Genomic DNA, 15468 nt, shown 5'->3' with positions numbered 1-15468 from the left:
GCTCAAACTTGCCGGGTCCATCCCCGCGAGCGCGGAGAGCAGCTCCTGCACTTCTGGTCCTGGTGAGGGATCGGGGGTCCATCCCCGCGTGCGCGGGGAGCAGGACTCCAGATTGCCGGTGATCTTGACCTGGTCGGGTCCATCCCCGCGTGCGCTGGGAGCAAGAGGGGCTGCGCTTGATGGCGCAGGCGATGTCGGGCCCATCCCCGCGTGCGCGGGGAGTAGTGAGTCACCGCCGTCGCCCTCCATCCCGGCCAGGGTCCATCCCCGCATGCGCGGGGAGCAGAACTCCGAGAACGCTTGGGTGATCGTCTGGAGGGGACCATCCCCGCGCGTGCAGAGAGCAGATCGCCGTGTTGATCGCGACCAAGACGACGTGTGGTCCATCCCCGCGGGTACGGGGAGGAGGAGAGGAGTGGAGCAGCGCCTCGCTCGTCCTGGGGTCCATCCCCGCGCGGGCGGTAAGCAGATGTGGGGCGCGGTCAGGGCAGACCGGCTGATGGGGTCAACCCCGCACGCGCGGGGAACAGGGCCGGACGCCCTCCTCCTTCGCGTAGCCCGGAGGGCCATCCCCGCGAGGGCGGGGAGCAGGGCGACATGGTCGTACCCCCGAAGCCGACCTGGGGTCCATCCCCGTGCGTGCAGGGAGCAGCGGCGGCCGGGCACCAAGTTCGTCGTCGACAAGGGTCCATCCCCGCGCGGGCGGGGAACAGGCCAGGCCCTGGTACTGCTGGACACCTGGGGTGGGTCCATTCCCGCGCGTGCGGGGAGCAGTCGGATCGAAGAATGCGAGCGTTCGCCTTCGCGGGTCGATCCCCGCGGACGCGGGGAGCAGTCGTGGTCATCCGAGCCCCGCGGCGCGCATCGGGGTCCATCTCCGCTTACGCGGGGAGCAGGAGACGGAGACGTCGAGGCTGGATTCACCGCCGGGGCCATCCCCGTAGGTACGAGGAGAGGCCCGGCGCTCGACCATGTCCTTCTGCCGGGAGGATCCATTCTCGCAGACGCGGGAGCAGCCCACTCCGTACGCGTTCGGCCGACGTCGCGCGGGGAGCAGTCGCGCAGGAACGAGATCGGCTTCCGCTTAGGGGGTCCATCCCCGCATGCGCGGGGAGCAGCTGGAGTGCGTGCGATGTCTTCCTGGAAGACGGGGCCATCCGGCCATCCCTGCACGCGCGGGGAGCAGGGCAGCATGGCCTCCTCGTTACAGGCGTAAGCGGGTCCATCCCCCGCAGGCCCGGGGAGCAGTCTTCCGTCTGGTCCTAGTGCTCGAGCGGCTCGGGTCCATCCCCGCATGCGCGGGGAGCAGAGCAACGTGCCCAGGAACGTGGCCCGAACGGCGGGGCCATCGGGACGTGAACGGGCCGCGAGGATCTCAGCGACCGCGAGCGCGGCCTCCGTCTTCCCCTCCCCCATCGGAGCCTCAACGATCATCAGGCCGGGCGCGGGCATCGCATGCGCCAGCCGGACCGCGGCCTCCTGCACCGGCCTGACCTTCGCTCCCGGCGGCAGGTCGAAACGCGACGCGAACACCTCCTGCCCGTCCCCGGCCGGCGCATCAGCCCGCCACGGAGCAGGCAACCGCAGCCCACGCCAGGCCGCGGCGATCCGCTCCTCACCACTACGGGTCTCCTGCGGGAAGTAGGGGAAAAGGTCCGGGTTGCTGGCGACCCAGTCGGCGACGATCACCACGGCGCTGAGCAGCACCTGCACGGGCTGCGCCAGCTTCACTGTCCGCCAAGTGCGGAGCCGCTCGCGCACGCCGAACTCTTCGGCACACGCCTCCAGAAACTCCAACTGCACCCGCCGCCACACCTTTTCACTGGCCCCCGGCGACCGCAGCAGATGCGGCCGGTCATACAGATCATTGAGCTGCCCGTGCTCCGGCGGCACCCCATGGTGGCCGCCCGCAACGACAGCAAACTGCCCGCTCTGCCGGCCAGCCGTGCCACTCCTCCAGCCACTCGGCTAGCAGCACCTGCCCCGCCAGCGCGTGCGGCGCCATCACACGATCGGCACCCAACTGGTGCTGGGTCTTCATCTCAAGGCCCTGCCGCCGCATCTCATCGGCAAGTTGATCGACCTGACACGCGAACGCCGGCGTTGCCTTCCCGATGTCATGCACCGCCGCCAGCCACACCACCAACGACCGGGCATCGTCAGCCCCGCCCGGCAGCGCCCCAGCCGTCAACGCCCGCACACTCGCGGGCAGCCACTCATCCCACAGCAACCCGGCCACTGCCGCACTGTCGTCCATGTGCCGCCACAACGGCAGCCACCCCCCGGAATCCCGGTCATGCTTGGCCCACACAGCACGCACCGGCCCCCTAAGCCGAGCCCCCAGCCCCACACGTAACTCCCCCACAACCGCCATGCCACAGGCATACACGCCAACCCGAGAGCACAGCGGCAATACCGCGAAAACGGACCCCCGCACGAACAGACCAAGGAAAAATCAGAAAGCAGCTCACAGCACGACACACCATCCGCCCACACACACCCAGCACACATACCCACAAACACCAAAGAAGCCGCCAAACCCCATACCCCTTACGCGCGTTACGCCCGGACCGGCGACACTGCTCGAAACCAGCATCCAACAGCGGTAGACCCCCAGGCCCCGAAGTACGCTCCCCACACCCGCGGGGATGGCCCCGGGAAGAGGGACGCGCCGAACAGGGCGATCGAGCGCTCCCCGCACCCGCGGGGATGGTCCCCACTCACGAGCTACGAACAGTGGGACCTCGACGTGCTCCCCGCACCCGCGGGGATGGTCCCGTGAGGTAGGCCTGGGCGTCCTTGCGGCGGGCGTGCTCCCCGCACCCGCGGGGATGGTCCCTCAAGCCACACTCGCTGCGGCTGCTGGGCCAGCGGGATGCGCGGCAACCGGAGCCATGGAGTGCCTCTTTGCCCGCTTTGCCGGAGTCGGTGAAAGTGCTCGGAACCGGAGGTTGGTAACGGCAGAATGCCTGGTGAACGAGCCTGCTCCCCGCACCCGCGGGGATGGCCCCGTCGGCAGCGCGATCTGCGACGTAGTGACCGTCTGCTCCCCGCACCGCGGAGATGGCCCCATCCCGCCCAGCGAGGCCGACTTCTTCGCGCCCTGCTCCCCGCACCCGCGGGGATGGTCCCTGCGCTGTGTCGCGTGACCCGCATGAGCCCTCCTGCTCCCCGCACCCGCGGGGATGGTCCCGCGACGGCGGCCGCGGCCTGGCCGTGAGCGGTCTGCTCCCCGCACGCGCGGGGATGGCCCCTTCGTGCTCGGGTCGGTGGTCTCGTGCTGATCCTGCTCCCCCGCACCCGCCGGGGATGGCCCCGGCACGTCCCAGTCAAGGAAGTCCTGAGTGGTCTGCTCCTCGCACCCGCGGGGATGTTCCTGCGGAGGGTCGGCGCCTAGTGGAGGAGGTCAGCTGCTCCCCGCACCACCCACGGGGATGGCCCTCCACGCACCACGTGCACTCCCCCACCCGAAACTGCTCCCTGCACCCTCGGGGATGGTCCCCGCTGGGGCATCGCTCGCTCGATCTTCGGGAACTGCTCCCCGCACCCGCAGGAATGGCCCCATCGCAGACTCCCGCGACCCCAAGGTCACGGTCTGCTCCCCGCACCCGCGGGGATGGTCCCTACGACGGCACGCGCGGCGACTCCGGAGAGTTGCGCTCCCCGCACCCGCGGGGATGGTCCCCCCAAGCAAGCCTGGCGCGAATGGTCTGACGTGCGCTCCCCGCACCCGCGGGGATGGTCCCCCCAAGCAAGCCTGGCGCGAATGGTCTGACGTGCGCTCCCCGCACCCGCGGGGATGGTCCCCACCGCGTGCGGGGCGGCCAGCTCACGGTGCCGTGCTCCCCGCCCCCGCGGGGATGGTCCCCCGTGCCGCCATAGGTCATGGCGCACGCACTCGTGCTCCCCGCACCCGCGGGAATGGTCCCGCGCAGGCCAACCGGCGCCCCGACGGCACCGGGTGCTCCCCGCACCCGCGGGGATGGTCCCGTCGCCACCTACGGCGGAGGTTCGCGGGAGACCTGCTCCCCGCACCCGCGGGGATGGTCCCACGCGTCGCACGCACAGGGATCTTCGCGTTCTCTGCTCCCCGCACCCGCGGGGATGGTCCCCCCGAACCCAGAGGGTGCGGGGGTTTCCCGTCTGCTCCCCGCACCCGCGGGGATGGTCCCCCCGAACCCAGAGGGTGCGGGGGTTTCCCGTCTGCTCCCCGCACCCGCGGGGATGGTCCCGGCGAGAACGGGGGCCAGAAGTGAAGCGGAACCTGCTCCCCGCACCCGCGGGGATGGTCCGCCGCCCGGTGCGGGGGTGCTGCTACTTCTGCTGCTCCCCGCACCCGCGGAGATGGTCCCGAGACGTGCACCCCGACTCCGGTCGACGTCTCCTGCTCCCCGCACCCGCGGGGATGGTCCCGTGGTGGAGGCCGGTGTCGGGCTGGCGGTGGGCTGCTCCCCGCACCCGCGGGGATGATCCCGAGCCGAGTTCGGCGTCCTTGCACGGCACAGTCTGCTTCCCGCACCCGCGGAGATGGTCCCTGTGCGCTCGCCGCGTCCTGGAGGACGTCGATCTGCTCCCCGCACCCGCGGGGATGGTCCCCTCGACACCTACCGCCCAGGAGCATCCGTGAGCACTGACATCGCCATACAGCACTACGGCCGGGAGCAGGCCGCCGACCTGCGGCCCGTGCTGTTGGATATCTACGCCGAGGTCTACCAGGAAGCCGCCCGAGCCGACCCCTTCGCCACTGTCGACCGCTTCGCCAAGGGCCTGGACGCCTGGAGCAACCAAGCAGGATGGGCATGCACGGTCGGCTACACCCACGGCCAGGCCGTGGGATACGCCTACGGCGCCCCGCTTGCCGCCGACACCCGATGGTGGGGCGGCCTGCTCACCGACGTCCCCCAGTCGGCCATCGCGGAGACCGGCACCCGCACCTACGCGTTAAGCGAGCTGATGGTCCGGGCCCCCTGGCGCAAAACCGGCGTCAGCCGCCACCTGCACGACACACTCCTGAACGAACGCGACGAGGAACGCGCCACCCTCCTCGTCGACCAAAGACACCCCAAAGTGCGGGCACTGTACGAACAGTGGGGCTGGACAACACTCGGCGACCTACGCCCCCGCCAACAACACGCACCCCTCTTCCACGCCATGCTCCTCAACCTCCCCGCCCGCTGACCGGCCCGTCCCCACTGGTCAGCACCCGCGACGCCCAACTCGCAGGACGCACCGCCCTCATCAACTGCGGCCCTCTCCCCGCCCGCCATGGCCAGCACCAACCCTTCCGCGACGTCATTACCGACATCGAAGAACAACCTCGACCTCCAACAGCACAAACCCGAAACCCTCCCCCGCCACGCCCCCTACCTCCACCAACGCACCGCCGACCGTATCGGAAGCCTCACCCGACTCATCCGCCACACAGCCATCACCGCCATCAGCGACGGCACCGAACACATCACCAAAACATCATCCGAAGCCATCCGCCTCGACCACCTCGCCGAGCAACGCAACCGCCCCACGCCAAAGCGCTGACCACCCAACTCAGATGTCGCGCCATTCCCACAACAGTGCGAAATCAGCCGTACTGAGTTATTCAAGAAGCGACGCGGCGCAATCGCTGCGAGACTCTGCCTTGCAGGCAGTCGCATTGGACGGGGGCGTGTAGCTGTGGCGAAAGCAAGGACGAAGTCGCAGACCCGCAAGGGCTATTACCGGGCAGCGCACTATGTGAAGCCATCATCGACGTCCAGCCGATGGAAGAAGCCCTCCCTGGGGCTCATTCTGATCGCCGCTGTGCTGCTCATTGCCGCATGGAACACCCTGTTCTCGGACGGCTCCGACAACCCAGGCAAGACGCCTCGCCCTCAGCCTTCCAGTGCCTCGACCTCTGCGGTGTCCGGTCAGTGATCCCGCCTCCGGCGGAAGGCTGACAAGGGGCGCTGCCATGCTCTTGCCTTCTCAGGCCCGCCGCCACGGGTGGCTTCCGGGCTCGCCGGCTCCGCCGACAGGGTCTGTGCGCGCAGGTGCTGCCAGGCGGTCTGCCACTGCGTGATCTGGTCATCGGGAACACCGCACGCTGAGAGGTAGACGGCCGTGGTGCCCCAAGTCGTGGGAAGAGTACTGCGGTTGAGCAGACCGCCGACGGTGCCGGCGGCCATGCGGCCGGCCGAACGCTCACTGATCGCCCGGTGAGTCAGTCCACTGACCACCCGCACCTCGGCGAGAGCGGTTAAGAATCCGGTCGCGGTACGGATCGCGCGCGGATCCGGCCAGGGGCGCCCCCCTACGTCCGCACCGGCCGCCGCAGCAGCAAAGGGCGCGGCAGGCAGATCCGCGTGGTTACGTCCGAGCGCGACCTGGGCACCGCTGTTGCGGTCCCGCGCCTGCGGAACAGGATGCCCACGCGCCTCCATCGTCTGGCGCAGATGCCGATACAGAGCCCCGAGGTCAACCAGTGTGGGACCGCCGGGTATGCCCTGCCGCAGGACCTCCAGCAGAGCCCCGGTGAAAGCCGTGTAGGTCTCCCCCACCGGCGCCAAAGCAGTACGGGTTTCGGCGGCGGCCGCCAGCAGGAAACTGCCTTCCACCGCCGCTTGGTCGGCAAGCCCCATCCCGGGGCTCATCCTCCCCAAAGCCAGACCGCTGTAGCAGCAGTCCAAAATCACCACATGCCGCTCGGCTCGGGAGTCCAGCAGCAGCACCTGGCGCACCCAGTCATAGGGCAGGCCGGTCTCGATACGGCCGAACTCGGTTCGTGGCAGAGCCAAAGCGAGCTGATCGTGGGCATCGACCAGGCCGTGCCCGGCGAAGTAGACCACCAGCGTGTCAGTCGCCTCAGCGGCCGCTTGTCGCACCGCGCCCACCACCGTGTGCGCGACAGCTGGATCCTCCACAACAGTTACGTGCTGGCCGGGCAGTTGCAGCGACAGCGGGCTGCACAAAAGATCGGCGAGAGCCCGCAGGTTGTTCGCCACGGCCGGCAACGGCTCCAGATGCTCGTAGCGGCTCGTGCCCACCAGCACTGCCCGTGAGGCTCCCGGATCGGGCAGCACACTCACCTGTCGCCGCCCTCATCGCCGCGGACGGCCTCAAGCGCCCGCACTGCCCGCGCGATCTCCTCCTCAGAACCCTCTGCAAGGACGATGACCGTCTCCCCGCGTCGGATCTCCACCTGCGGCCGCTGCGGCCGGCTCTGCCGCCACGCTGCGACTGCCAATACGAATGACGCCGCACTCCATCCATTTCCTGTCACCAGCTCAAGCACATCCAGGGCCGCGCCCATCTGCCCCGGCCCCGGCACATCAGCCCGCGCCCCCACCACAACAGACCGGCGCACTGCAGGATCCGCACGCAACCAGCCCTGCAGCGAACGCGACTCCCCCGCGCCCAGTCCAACCTGCAGCTCTAACCGCACCCCGACCTCCCCTGATCCGTATGCACACCCACTGCCCATGCACAACCGATCAGGAAACACGCCACAGCACAACACCACCCCCGGACCAGACAAGGGCCCCTGAGCGGCAACACCCGCTGAGCCCTTTGACCCTACCGATACCTACAACAAGCCACACCTTCCTCAACAGCCATCAACAACCCCAGCTCAAGCCCCTCAGCACCCTCCCCGAGCAACGCCACCCGGCCCCTCAGCGAACCAACAACACACCAGTCGGGGTGCCGCGGAAGGCCGCGATGAGGCCCATGAGGGTGGTCGCGTAACCGGGGGGTCTGCAGGTAGCTGGGGATGACGTGGGAGGCGTACACGCGAGACGGTCGGATGGAGCGAACTCAGTCTTCGCACAACACTCCGAATTGGGGCGAGGTTGCGGCTGGTGCCGACTTCGAGCTGGTCTCCCATTTCGCAGCTGTCGGACGGCGACGGCGGGGGCTGATGCACGAGAGGGGTTCGGCGGGCAGCGCTTTTGCTGTATGTCACCCCCACGGGGTTTGGTTCGCGAGATGAGCGCGGAGGGAGCGGGGCGGGCGCGAGGACTGCCCGAGTTCGCCCAACTCCGTTGTGATGAATGCCACTTGGTGTGGCGGAACCCGTCATGCGTAGGTGAACGATGGTTCACCCTTGCTGCTCAGGGGGCCATTCTGGACTGGTGTGCCCTAATCGTGCACACGTTCCGCAGTGGACCATGATCACTGGGTCATATTTTTCGGCATCACGTTGAGTGAGCGGGCTCGATTCTCGACAAGGTGGGCCTTAGAGCCGCCCGGCTCACTGGTGAGCGCCTGGTGGGACACGCGCCGCCAACTTCCATACGTACAGGGACGTGTGATGACCAATGTGAGGCCCGCGTGACCACTGACGATCACGCGCTGACGGACGCGTTCGGGAGCCCCAGCCAGGGCCGTCCCGACCCGGCCTCCGCACCCCGCACGGGACTTCCCCTCGATTTCGAGGGTTTCTACCTGAACCAGCAGGAGTTCTTCCACGCCTTCGCCGAGCTCCACCTCGGCCACCGCAACGCCGCTGAACTCGTCGTCCACGACGTGTTCTTGGAGATCCTGGCGACCTGGAAGGAGCTACTGACCGAGTCCGACATCGAGCAGCGGGCGATGGCTGTGCTCAGCCGGCGCGTCGGCAGGCGTCTCAAGTCCGAGGGCAGGCCTCCCGCGTTTGTCATCAACGCCCCGATATCGCGCAATCTGGCTGCCATTCGCGCCGAGATGGAGCTCGCGCCCAGCCACGCCGGCCTCTACGAAGCGATGCTCGAGCTACCCACCCGGCAGTACAACGCGATCGTCCTGCGGTACGTGCTCAATTACCCGGTCGCGCGCATTGCCCGCTACATGGGCCTGGACTCACGCACCGTGGACTACCACGTCCGCAAGGGCCGCGAACGCCTGCGCGTTCTGCTGGACCTGCCCGCCGACGGGGACCGCCGCAAGAAGGCCGCCCCGATCGCGAAGCGCACCAAGGAGAAGAGGGGGGAATGATGATGACGCTCGACGACGTGCTCGCCGACGCCGCCATGCCGGTCCATGTGCCCAGCAGGTTCGACGTCGGTGCAGCACTGGAGAAGCTGGCCGTCGACGCCGGCCGCGCCCAGAGCACCATGGACACCCAGCGCGCCGCCCAGTGCGCGCAGCGCCTGACGGTGATCGCCCGCTGGATGCTCAGCGCGCCGCACGCCGCCCACCATGTCGATCAGCTCGCCCAGGGCGACCCCGAACTGCCCGTCGAAGAAGACAACCTGGATGTCGAGGGCGCTGCCGTCTTCGCCTCGCTGCTCTACCTGACCGGACAGCACCCCGAATCTGCGCAGTTTTGGTGGCAGTTAGCCGCAGGTGCCGGGCATCGGGCGGCGGCGTACTGCCTGCACCTGCACCATGCCGCACTGGGTGAGCAGCGCGAGGCCGCTCACTGGTGGCACCAGGTCATCTATGACCTCGGTGACATGCTCGATGACGCATATTTCGAGAAGGTGGAGGCCATCGCCCGCTACCTCTACCCCCGCCCGGAGGGGGCCGCGCCGCTGACCGGAGGTTTGGAGATGGAGGTGGACCGGCTCGCCGATGACGGTGCGCCCTGTGTGATCGTGCCCCGTCCCGACCGGCGGCTGGCACAGGTCCTGCGCGCGCACAGCCGCGCTGTCTGAGGTGGCGGGAGGTGTGCGGGGTTGGTCACGGCATGCGGAAGGCCCCCCGCACGGGTTGGTACGGGGGGCTGCGTTCCGGGTCGCCCGAGCGCTGTCGAGGCCTTCGGCAGCGTTCGACGCCCGGCACTGGTTCCGCAGGGGCATCTCGGACTTGTCAGATGTCGGTATCCCCCGGCATCTGACCCCTCTTCCTGGATGCTGCCTGCGCGGAATCCCGCAACGATCACCCCGGCCAAGGGACGGATCCTCGGGAGTCCTTGTTGTGTGCTGGTCAAGCCGCCAAGCGTGACCAGCTGATCAATCCCCATTTGTTTCCGTTGAGTCAGCAAACTTCATGGGTGTCGCCCTGCACGGCCTGGTGAAAAAGGCCGTGCCGGGGCCCGCGAAAACCTGCTGGTTGTCGCGAACTGAGTTAAGTGTTCCCGTGCCAGCGGCCCAGTCACAGCCCCGGTACCTGGACCAGATGTGAACCAACCCAGCGGTCATCCGCACGGTCCAAGGCCAGCGCCTTTCCGCTGAACACAGCGGCGGTGCAGGCTACTTGGACAGTTCCTGGCCCAACCCCACCAGTCGTTCTTCGGCGCCGTCGGGGCTGGGACCCTTGGATTTTAAGGGCCCAAAGCCGCGCGCAGGATCTCCCGCCAAGGATCCTGCGGCTTACGGCCGTCCGGGCCGTCTACCGCGCTCGAGGTGCGCCAACACCTCGCGGTCGCCGGCCCGGTTGAGTCAGCAACCCGTAGTCCGGCGGCGGCCGACGGCCGCCGCCGGCTCACTCCATGGGAGCCCATCACAGTGAAAAGCACCAAGGAGGCAAACGCCTCTCTCGCTACGGCCACTGCCGCTCCGTTCTTCGGCATGGCACAGGCCCTGGTCATCGTGGCGTTCCTCGCCGCGGCTGTCGTGCTCAGCCTCTTCACGCATATGCCCGCGCGTGAGGTCCTTCTCCTTCTCGGTGCCGTGGGCGGCCTCGGTGTCGCCGTCGTCGTGGCGGCCAACACGACGAGGCACAGGGGCGGGGGCCGTGAGCGAGGGCTGCTGCGCAGAATAGTGGCTGCGGCCTTCAACAACGGCGCGAGCAGCTGAACGCCATGGGGCGTCCGGAGAGCCCGGTCGGCTTCGCGGTGCAGGAGGTCGGCATGCTCGCCGCCTACCTCCGCCAGCTCCGTCAAGCCGTGGGCAAAACGTATGAGGAGCTGGCCGACAGCGCCCTGTGCTCGGCCAGCTCCCTCAAGCGGGCGGCCCGGGGCGGAGAGCGCGCCCCGGCCTGGACCACGGTCGAGGACTATGTCACCGCAGCCGGCGGCGACCTGGTCACGGCCAAAGCCCTTCACCAGGCGGCGAAGGGCGCTGCGGCCCGTGCGCGCCGGGATGCCCGGCGCTCCATGGTCGTGCCCAAGCCGCAGTTCGTGCGTGATGCCGCCGATCTCAGCGGGGCGATGCGTGATGCCTACGACAGGGCGGGGCGCCCGCCCGTCCGCGAGATGGAGGACCAGGCCGGATGGCGTCTGCCCCACAGCACCGCCCACGAGATCGTCCGGGGCAGGGCCCTGCCGTACGACGTACGGACCTACATCGCCTTCCTGCAGGCCTGCGAGATCCAGGAAGATGACCTTGGCCCGTGGTTCGAGTGCTGGCACAAGGTGCGCGGTGAGCGCACCAGGACAGAGGTGAACAGCCTGCTGGCCGCGCGAGGTGCGCTGCGTCCGGGGGAGGAACTCTTCGTCCACTGGTATGAGACGACGAAGAAGTCCGCCACCGGCATCGAGATCCATGCGGTCCGGCCCCTGCCCCTGCCCGTTGTTCCAGAGCACCGGAGCCACCACTTCGCGGGCATGACGCTGCAACAGGTGTTGGACCTGGCCGCCCAGAATCTCGCAGAGGAAGGAGACGTCGGCTTCGCCGCGTGATCGCGGACCAGCCGGCCGGTGCCGGGCAGCTGATCTGTAGCTGCCCGGCACCGTCGTGCATACTGCAGCCACCGACGCCCGACCGGCGGGCAGTCAGTCGACCGACGCACGGACCGCTCCCCTCACCCGAATCCGCTGAGCCGAAGGACAGGGCGGCGCGGGAAGGTCAGTCGCCGTATTCCCGTAGTACGAGGACGGCTTCCTGGTCATCGACCTGGAAAATCTGCCGGGAGGACCACCCTGCCGCGAGCTGCTCGAGCTGCCCCAGCGACAGGCCCCGGTGATGAGGGTTCACAGATGCGTTCGGCTCGGTGAGGGGGGTCAGCGCGTAAAAGGTGCCGCGCCGGCCCAGCCAGCGGCCGACATCGGTCATCAAACGCCCCCGGTCGAGATAGGCCAGTGCGTTCCGGCAGGTGACCAGGGCGACGCTGCCGGGGCGAATGGAGGCCGGAATGGGCTCGGCGTTGATGTCCCAGGTGTCGAACGCGCCTTCCCAACAGCCCTGGAAGGCGGCCAGACGTACGGCTTCGTGGGCATAGTCGTACGCGCGCACGGACATCCCCCACGCTGCCAGCTGACGCGACCACTGCCCCGTACCGCAGGCCAGGTCAACAGCGAGACCGCCCTGGACCGCGTCACCCGCGACCCGCAAGAACCTCTGCTTCTCCCCTGCGGTGACCGCCCGTGACCGGCCACCACCCGCATACCAGTGGTTCCAGCCCCGGGCATCCAAACGCTGCACGCTCCAAGGCGCAGCGTCCTGTACACCTGGCGCAGGCACAGGCAAGAGGCCAGCAGCCAGGTCACCGCCGGGGCGCCCCGGCGCTGCCCCGGCCCCGGCATGCTGGTGCTCGTATGCATCCACCGGTCACTTCTTTCCCATCAGGAGGCAGGACAGGGCATGCTGCATCAAAGCCACGGACACCGCTTGCAGCCCCGTTGGTTGATTACGGTGGGGCCAGTGCCCGGAGGTTTGGACCAACTGCGCACCGGCTGCCAGTGCCGGTCACGTGCAGACGGGGCGGCGCGGGAGGCCCCGTGCCGCACGGGGCCGCACGGGGCCAGGCTGCTGCCGTTCCAGCGAAGCCCACCACTCCAAGCAACGCCGGCGCACTGCTGACCAGGGCCCCGCCGCAGTAGCTCTCCCGTTCGCGCAGGACGGCGAGTAGCTCCGCGCTGATCGTGGGCCGCTGACCGCACAACATCAACGCCCCGCACACGCCCGGTGCTTGCACCGCCCCCATGCCCGCGCGGCGTGCTCCGGGCCACTCAGTGGCGGCGGGTTCGAGGCACCTGGCCAACGCCCTCGGCGATCTCGCGGGCGCGGGCGTGTGGTTGCGGGAGGCTGATGGTCGCGTGCACGGTGCTGCCCCCTTTGATTCGTCTTTGCTCCCACCAAGTGGCCAGCGCTTCGACGAGCAGCAGGCCGCGGCCGTGCTCGTCATCTTCGGTTGTCTGCTGGATGTGCAGTGGGCGTTGGGGGCCGCTGTCGGCGACGCTGACAGCGGCCTCATCGTCGGTGAGTGTGACCTCGATGGTGATCTGGGGGCTGTGGGTGTGCGTGACCGCGTTGCTGGTGAGCTCGCTGACGATCTGCTGCAGGTCCGTGCGGACCCTCTGGGGCACGCCCCAGTCCGCGAGCATCCTGCCCACGTGGGCGCGCGCCGCTGACGGGGTGCGCTCGCACTGCCCGGGCAACTGCCAGCAGCAGCTGAGCGGGTAGGGCGCCTGGCCGGCCTGCACACCCGGCCGCAGCACGGGCACGACCGGGGCGGGGGCTTGGACGGGGGCGGGGCTGGGGCGGGGCTCGCGCGTACGGTCTTCGGGGAGGTGAGGGTGCATCATGCGGGCACCTGCCCCGCAGGCACCGATCCGGTGCCGATGGACAGCAGCCCCGCCGCTGGACGGTGGCCGGAGAGCAAGCACAGACCCGTGATCCACCGGCCGTCCCGGCCCGTCCTCACGTGGATCAGTTCCTCGCTCTGCCTGCCTGGGGCCAGCGTCCCGGTCACCGGGGCGCTCCGAAGTGCGGGTGGGCGGTAGATGGTTCCCGGGCGGGCCATTGCCCATGGGCCGTGTCCCTCAAGTACGAGGATTTTGCCGTCACCTGCCGACGTGCGGCGCATGTCGAGGACTTCCCGGTAGGCGCCGGCCGCCCACACATAATCGTGGACCCACACGTCGCCTGCCGTGGCCGCAAGCGGAGTTGTACCCGACGGCGCCGCCCGATCCTCTGCATCAGCGGCCGGCATGCAGTGCTCGGCCCGCGCCGTCCACCGCGCCCCCGCCTGGTTTTCCACACCGACAGCCGCCCCCTGCACGCGCAAAACGACCGCGAAGCTGCGACGCCGCTGCTCCCCAACCTCATCCCCCACCGCGAGCCTGCTCACCGGTCCTCACACTCCATGGCGCGACAGGGCTGGTGGTCCGCGGCCAGGCTCGCCGACCCGAGGATGATCCGGGGCTCCGCCAGGCCCCAGCCCACATGCACCTGAGGGAGCCTCACCCCGTGATCCCTGATGGTTGCCGGCAGGGCCTCAAAGGTGTCCTGCACGTCTTTGCCCGGTGCTTCATCGAGGTCGTCGGCCTGCTGCGGGGAGTCCATCAAAAAACCCTTCGGATCTGTACGCTCCATGTCACTGTGTGTGTCCACCGTGGACCCAACGCGAGTACCCTGACCAGTAGTTACGGTTTTACTGACGGTTGTAAAACGTGGAGAGCCATGCCGAACTCCAAGGATCTGGACCCCACTAAAAGCCCCTGGGATTTCTTCGGTAACCGCCTGAGGGACCTCAGGGAGGCCAAGGGGCTCAAACAAGGTGAGCTGGGCAAGCTGGTTTTCCAGTCGCATGCCTATATCAGTCAGTTGGAGACTGCGTTTCGCATCCCTGATCTGGAGCTTGTTGAGCGCATTGACACAGCCTTGGACGCCGAGGATGCCCTCACTACGACCTTCCGCATGGCCAAGAGAGCTCAGGAGGACAGAAGCGCTGTCCCTGAATATTTCGCGGCCGTTGCTGACCTGGAGAAAGTAGCCCGCCGCATCGACTGGTTCGCCGACTCGCTCTTTCCCGGCCTCCTCCAGACAGAGCGGTACGCGCAGGCCCTGATCAGGGATTCTGACCCGTTCAGGAGTGAGGAGGGGGTCTCAAAGCTGATAGCCGATCGCATGGACCGCAGCAGCATACTCGGGGGAACTTCCGCTCCCCGCCTGACCGTTGTCCTCGACGAATCAGCGCTGCGGCGCGAGATCGGGGGCCGCCAGGTCATGGCAGGTCAGCTGTCACACACAGTACAGATGGCCCGTGCGAGAAGCGTCGTCGTGCAGGTTGTCCCCTTCAGCGTCGGTGCGCATCCGCTCGTGGCAGGCCAGCTGATCATCATGCACTTCGCCGACACGCCCCCGCTGGCGTACCAGGAAGGGCCCCACGGCGGTCAGGTACTGGAGAAGACGGCTCTGACCGATGCCGCGATGCTGTCCTACCATCTGACCTGCGCCGCTGCACTTTCACCGGAGCGGTCGTTGAAACTCATGGAATCAGTGGCTGAGGAGTACAGCAAATGAGCACTGCACCAGACCTCACAGCGGCTGCGTGGCGGAAATCGTCATACAGCAACGGCGAGGGCGGCGCCTGCGTTGAGGTTGCAGATGGATACAGGGGCGTCATCCCCGTCCGGGACAGCAAAACACCCCACGGGCCCGCCCTGGTCGTACCCGACCACGAATGGAACACCTTCCTCGACTGGATCAAGCGCTGACCCCACGGCGCCCAAGCCCCCGCCCCGGCGGGGGCTACACCATGCCCGAGGGGTACCGCCATGGATCGGCTCTCGCCTGATACACGACTGCACAACCCCCGGACTGTTCTTGAGACATCTCAGGTTCGGTTCACGAGATCCCGTCCGATCGAGTCGATCTGGCGGGATCTTGCAGTTTTCGGGGGCGTTGTGAG

General features: G+C 68.4%; 13 protein-coding genes, 1 pseudogene and 2 CRISPR repeat arrays. Of the genes and pseudogenes, 8 read left to right on the top strand and 6 right to left on the bottom strand.

Going from position 1 to position 15468, the window contains the following annotated elements; genetic code table 11:
* Nucleotides 1-1356: 1356 nt before the first annotated feature.
* Nucleotides 1357-2257 (bottom strand): annotated as a pseudogene (locus AB0I66_RS42325) (CRISPR-associated endonuclease Cas3''); the annotation flags it as partial.
* A 372-nt stretch (nt 2258-2629) separates the two neighbouring features.
* Nucleotides 2630-2839: a CRISPR direct-repeat array (repeat unit 27 nt; unit sequence GCTCCCCGCACCCGCGGGGATGGTCCC).
* Between the two features lie 144 nt (nt 2840-2983).
* A CRISPR array of direct repeats spans nt 2984-4596; the repeat unit is 27 nt; unit sequence GCTCCCCGCACCCGCGGGGATGGTCCC.
* 27 nt (nt 4597-4623) lie between these two features.
* Between AB0I66_RS42325 and AB0I66_RS42320 the strand changes: the two are divergent.
* Nucleotides 4624-5178, top strand: a complete 555-nt coding sequence (locus tag AB0I66_RS42320) for a GNAT family N-acetyltransferase (RefSeq protein ID WP_363213437.1) — start codon at nt 4624-4626, stop codon at nt 5176-5178.
* 87 nt (nt 5179-5265) lie between these two features.
* Entirely contained in the window at nt 5266-5535 is a 270-nt protein-coding gene (locus AB0I66_RS42315) for a hypothetical protein (protein ID WP_363213436.1), read from the top strand.
* Between the two features lie 368 nt (nt 5536-5903).
* Here the strand turns inward: AB0I66_RS42315 and AB0I66_RS42310 are convergent, their stop codons facing one another.
* Together AB0I66_RS42310 and AB0I66_RS42305 are read right to left on the bottom strand one after the other, a co-directional pair.
* Nucleotides 5904-7061 (bottom strand): caspase family protein, encoded by a 1158-nt coding sequence (locus AB0I66_RS42310; RefSeq protein ID WP_363213435.1) that lies wholly within the window; start codon nt 7059-7061, stop codon nt 5904-5906.
* Nucleotides 7058-7456, bottom strand: a complete 399-nt coding sequence (locus tag AB0I66_RS42305) for a hypothetical protein (protein WP_363213434.1) — start codon at nt 7454-7456, stop codon at nt 7058-7060. Before AB0I66_RS42305 ends, AB0I66_RS42310 begins: the two co-directional genes overlap by 4 nt.
* Before the next feature lie 848 nt (nt 7457-8304).
* Here AB0I66_RS42305 and AB0I66_RS42300 point away from each other — a divergent pair.
* From AB0I66_RS42300 to AB0I66_RS42285, 4 genes are all read left to right on the top strand, one after another.
* On the top strand, nt 8305-8946 hold the full coding sequence (locus tag AB0I66_RS42300) for a sigma-70 family RNA polymerase sigma factor (protein ID WP_363213433.1): 642 nt from the start codon (nt 8305-8307) through the stop codon (nt 8944-8946).
* Nucleotides 8943-9608, top strand: coding sequence for a hypothetical protein (locus tag AB0I66_RS42295; protein ID WP_363213432.1), 666 nt, complete (start codon nt 8943-8945; stop codon nt 9606-9608). The genes AB0I66_RS42300 and AB0I66_RS42295 overlap by 4 nt, the downstream gene beginning before the upstream one ends.
* An 855-nt stretch (nt 9609-10463) precedes the next feature.
* On the top strand, nt 10464-10691 hold the full coding sequence (locus tag AB0I66_RS42290) for a hypothetical protein (protein ID WP_363213431.1): 228 nt from the start codon (nt 10464-10466) through the stop codon (nt 10689-10691).
* Between the two features lie 5 nt (nt 10692-10696).
* Nucleotides 10697-11515: a helix-turn-helix transcriptional regulator gene (locus tag AB0I66_RS42285; protein ID WP_363213430.1), complete on the top strand. Its 819-nt coding sequence runs from the start codon at nt 10697-10699 to the stop codon at nt 11513-11515.
* A 166-nt stretch (nt 11516-11681) separates the two neighbouring features.
* Here AB0I66_RS42285 and AB0I66_RS42280 read toward each other — a convergent pair whose 3' ends face one another.
* From AB0I66_RS42280 to AB0I66_RS42270, 3 genes are all read right to left on the bottom strand, one after another.
* The gene (locus tag AB0I66_RS42280; protein ID WP_363213457.1) at nt 11682-12257 is read right to left on the bottom strand and encodes a class I SAM-dependent methyltransferase; all 576 of its coding nucleotides are present in this window, start codon (nt 12255-12257) and stop codon (nt 11682-11684) included.
* Between the two features lie 527 nt (nt 12258-12784).
* A complete protein-coding gene (locus AB0I66_RS42275) occupies nt 12785-13360 on the bottom strand; it encodes an ATP-binding protein (RefSeq protein WP_363213429.1) in 576 nt (191 codons plus the stop codon).
* Nucleotides 13361-13901: 541 nt separating this feature from the next.
* Nucleotides 13902-14150: a hypothetical protein gene (locus AB0I66_RS42270; protein WP_363213428.1), complete on the bottom strand. Its 249-nt coding sequence runs from the start codon at nt 14148-14150 to the stop codon at nt 13902-13904.
* An 87-nt stretch (nt 14151-14237) separates the two neighbouring features.
* Between AB0I66_RS42270 and AB0I66_RS42265 the strand changes: the two genes are divergently transcribed.
* Both AB0I66_RS42265 and AB0I66_RS42260 read left to right on the top strand, forming a co-directional pair.
* Nucleotides 14238-15080 (top strand): helix-turn-helix transcriptional regulator, encoded by an 843-nt coding sequence (locus AB0I66_RS42265; protein WP_363213427.1) that lies wholly within the window; start codon nt 14238-14240, stop codon nt 15078-15080.
* Complete coding sequence (locus AB0I66_RS42260; protein ID WP_363213426.1) at nt 15077-15274, top strand: DUF397 domain-containing protein; 198 nt, start codon at nt 15077-15079, stop codon at nt 15272-15274. The genes AB0I66_RS42265 and AB0I66_RS42260 overlap by 4 nt, the downstream gene beginning before the upstream one ends.
* Nucleotides 15275-15468 lie beyond the last annotated feature (194 nt).

It is taken from the genome of Streptomyces sp. NPDC050439, from assembly GCF_040655335.1.
Taxonomy (GTDB): Bacteria; Actinomycetota; Actinomycetes; order Streptomycetales; family Streptomycetaceae; genus Streptomyces.
This window is presented reverse-complemented; position numbering and strand designations above follow the sequence as displayed.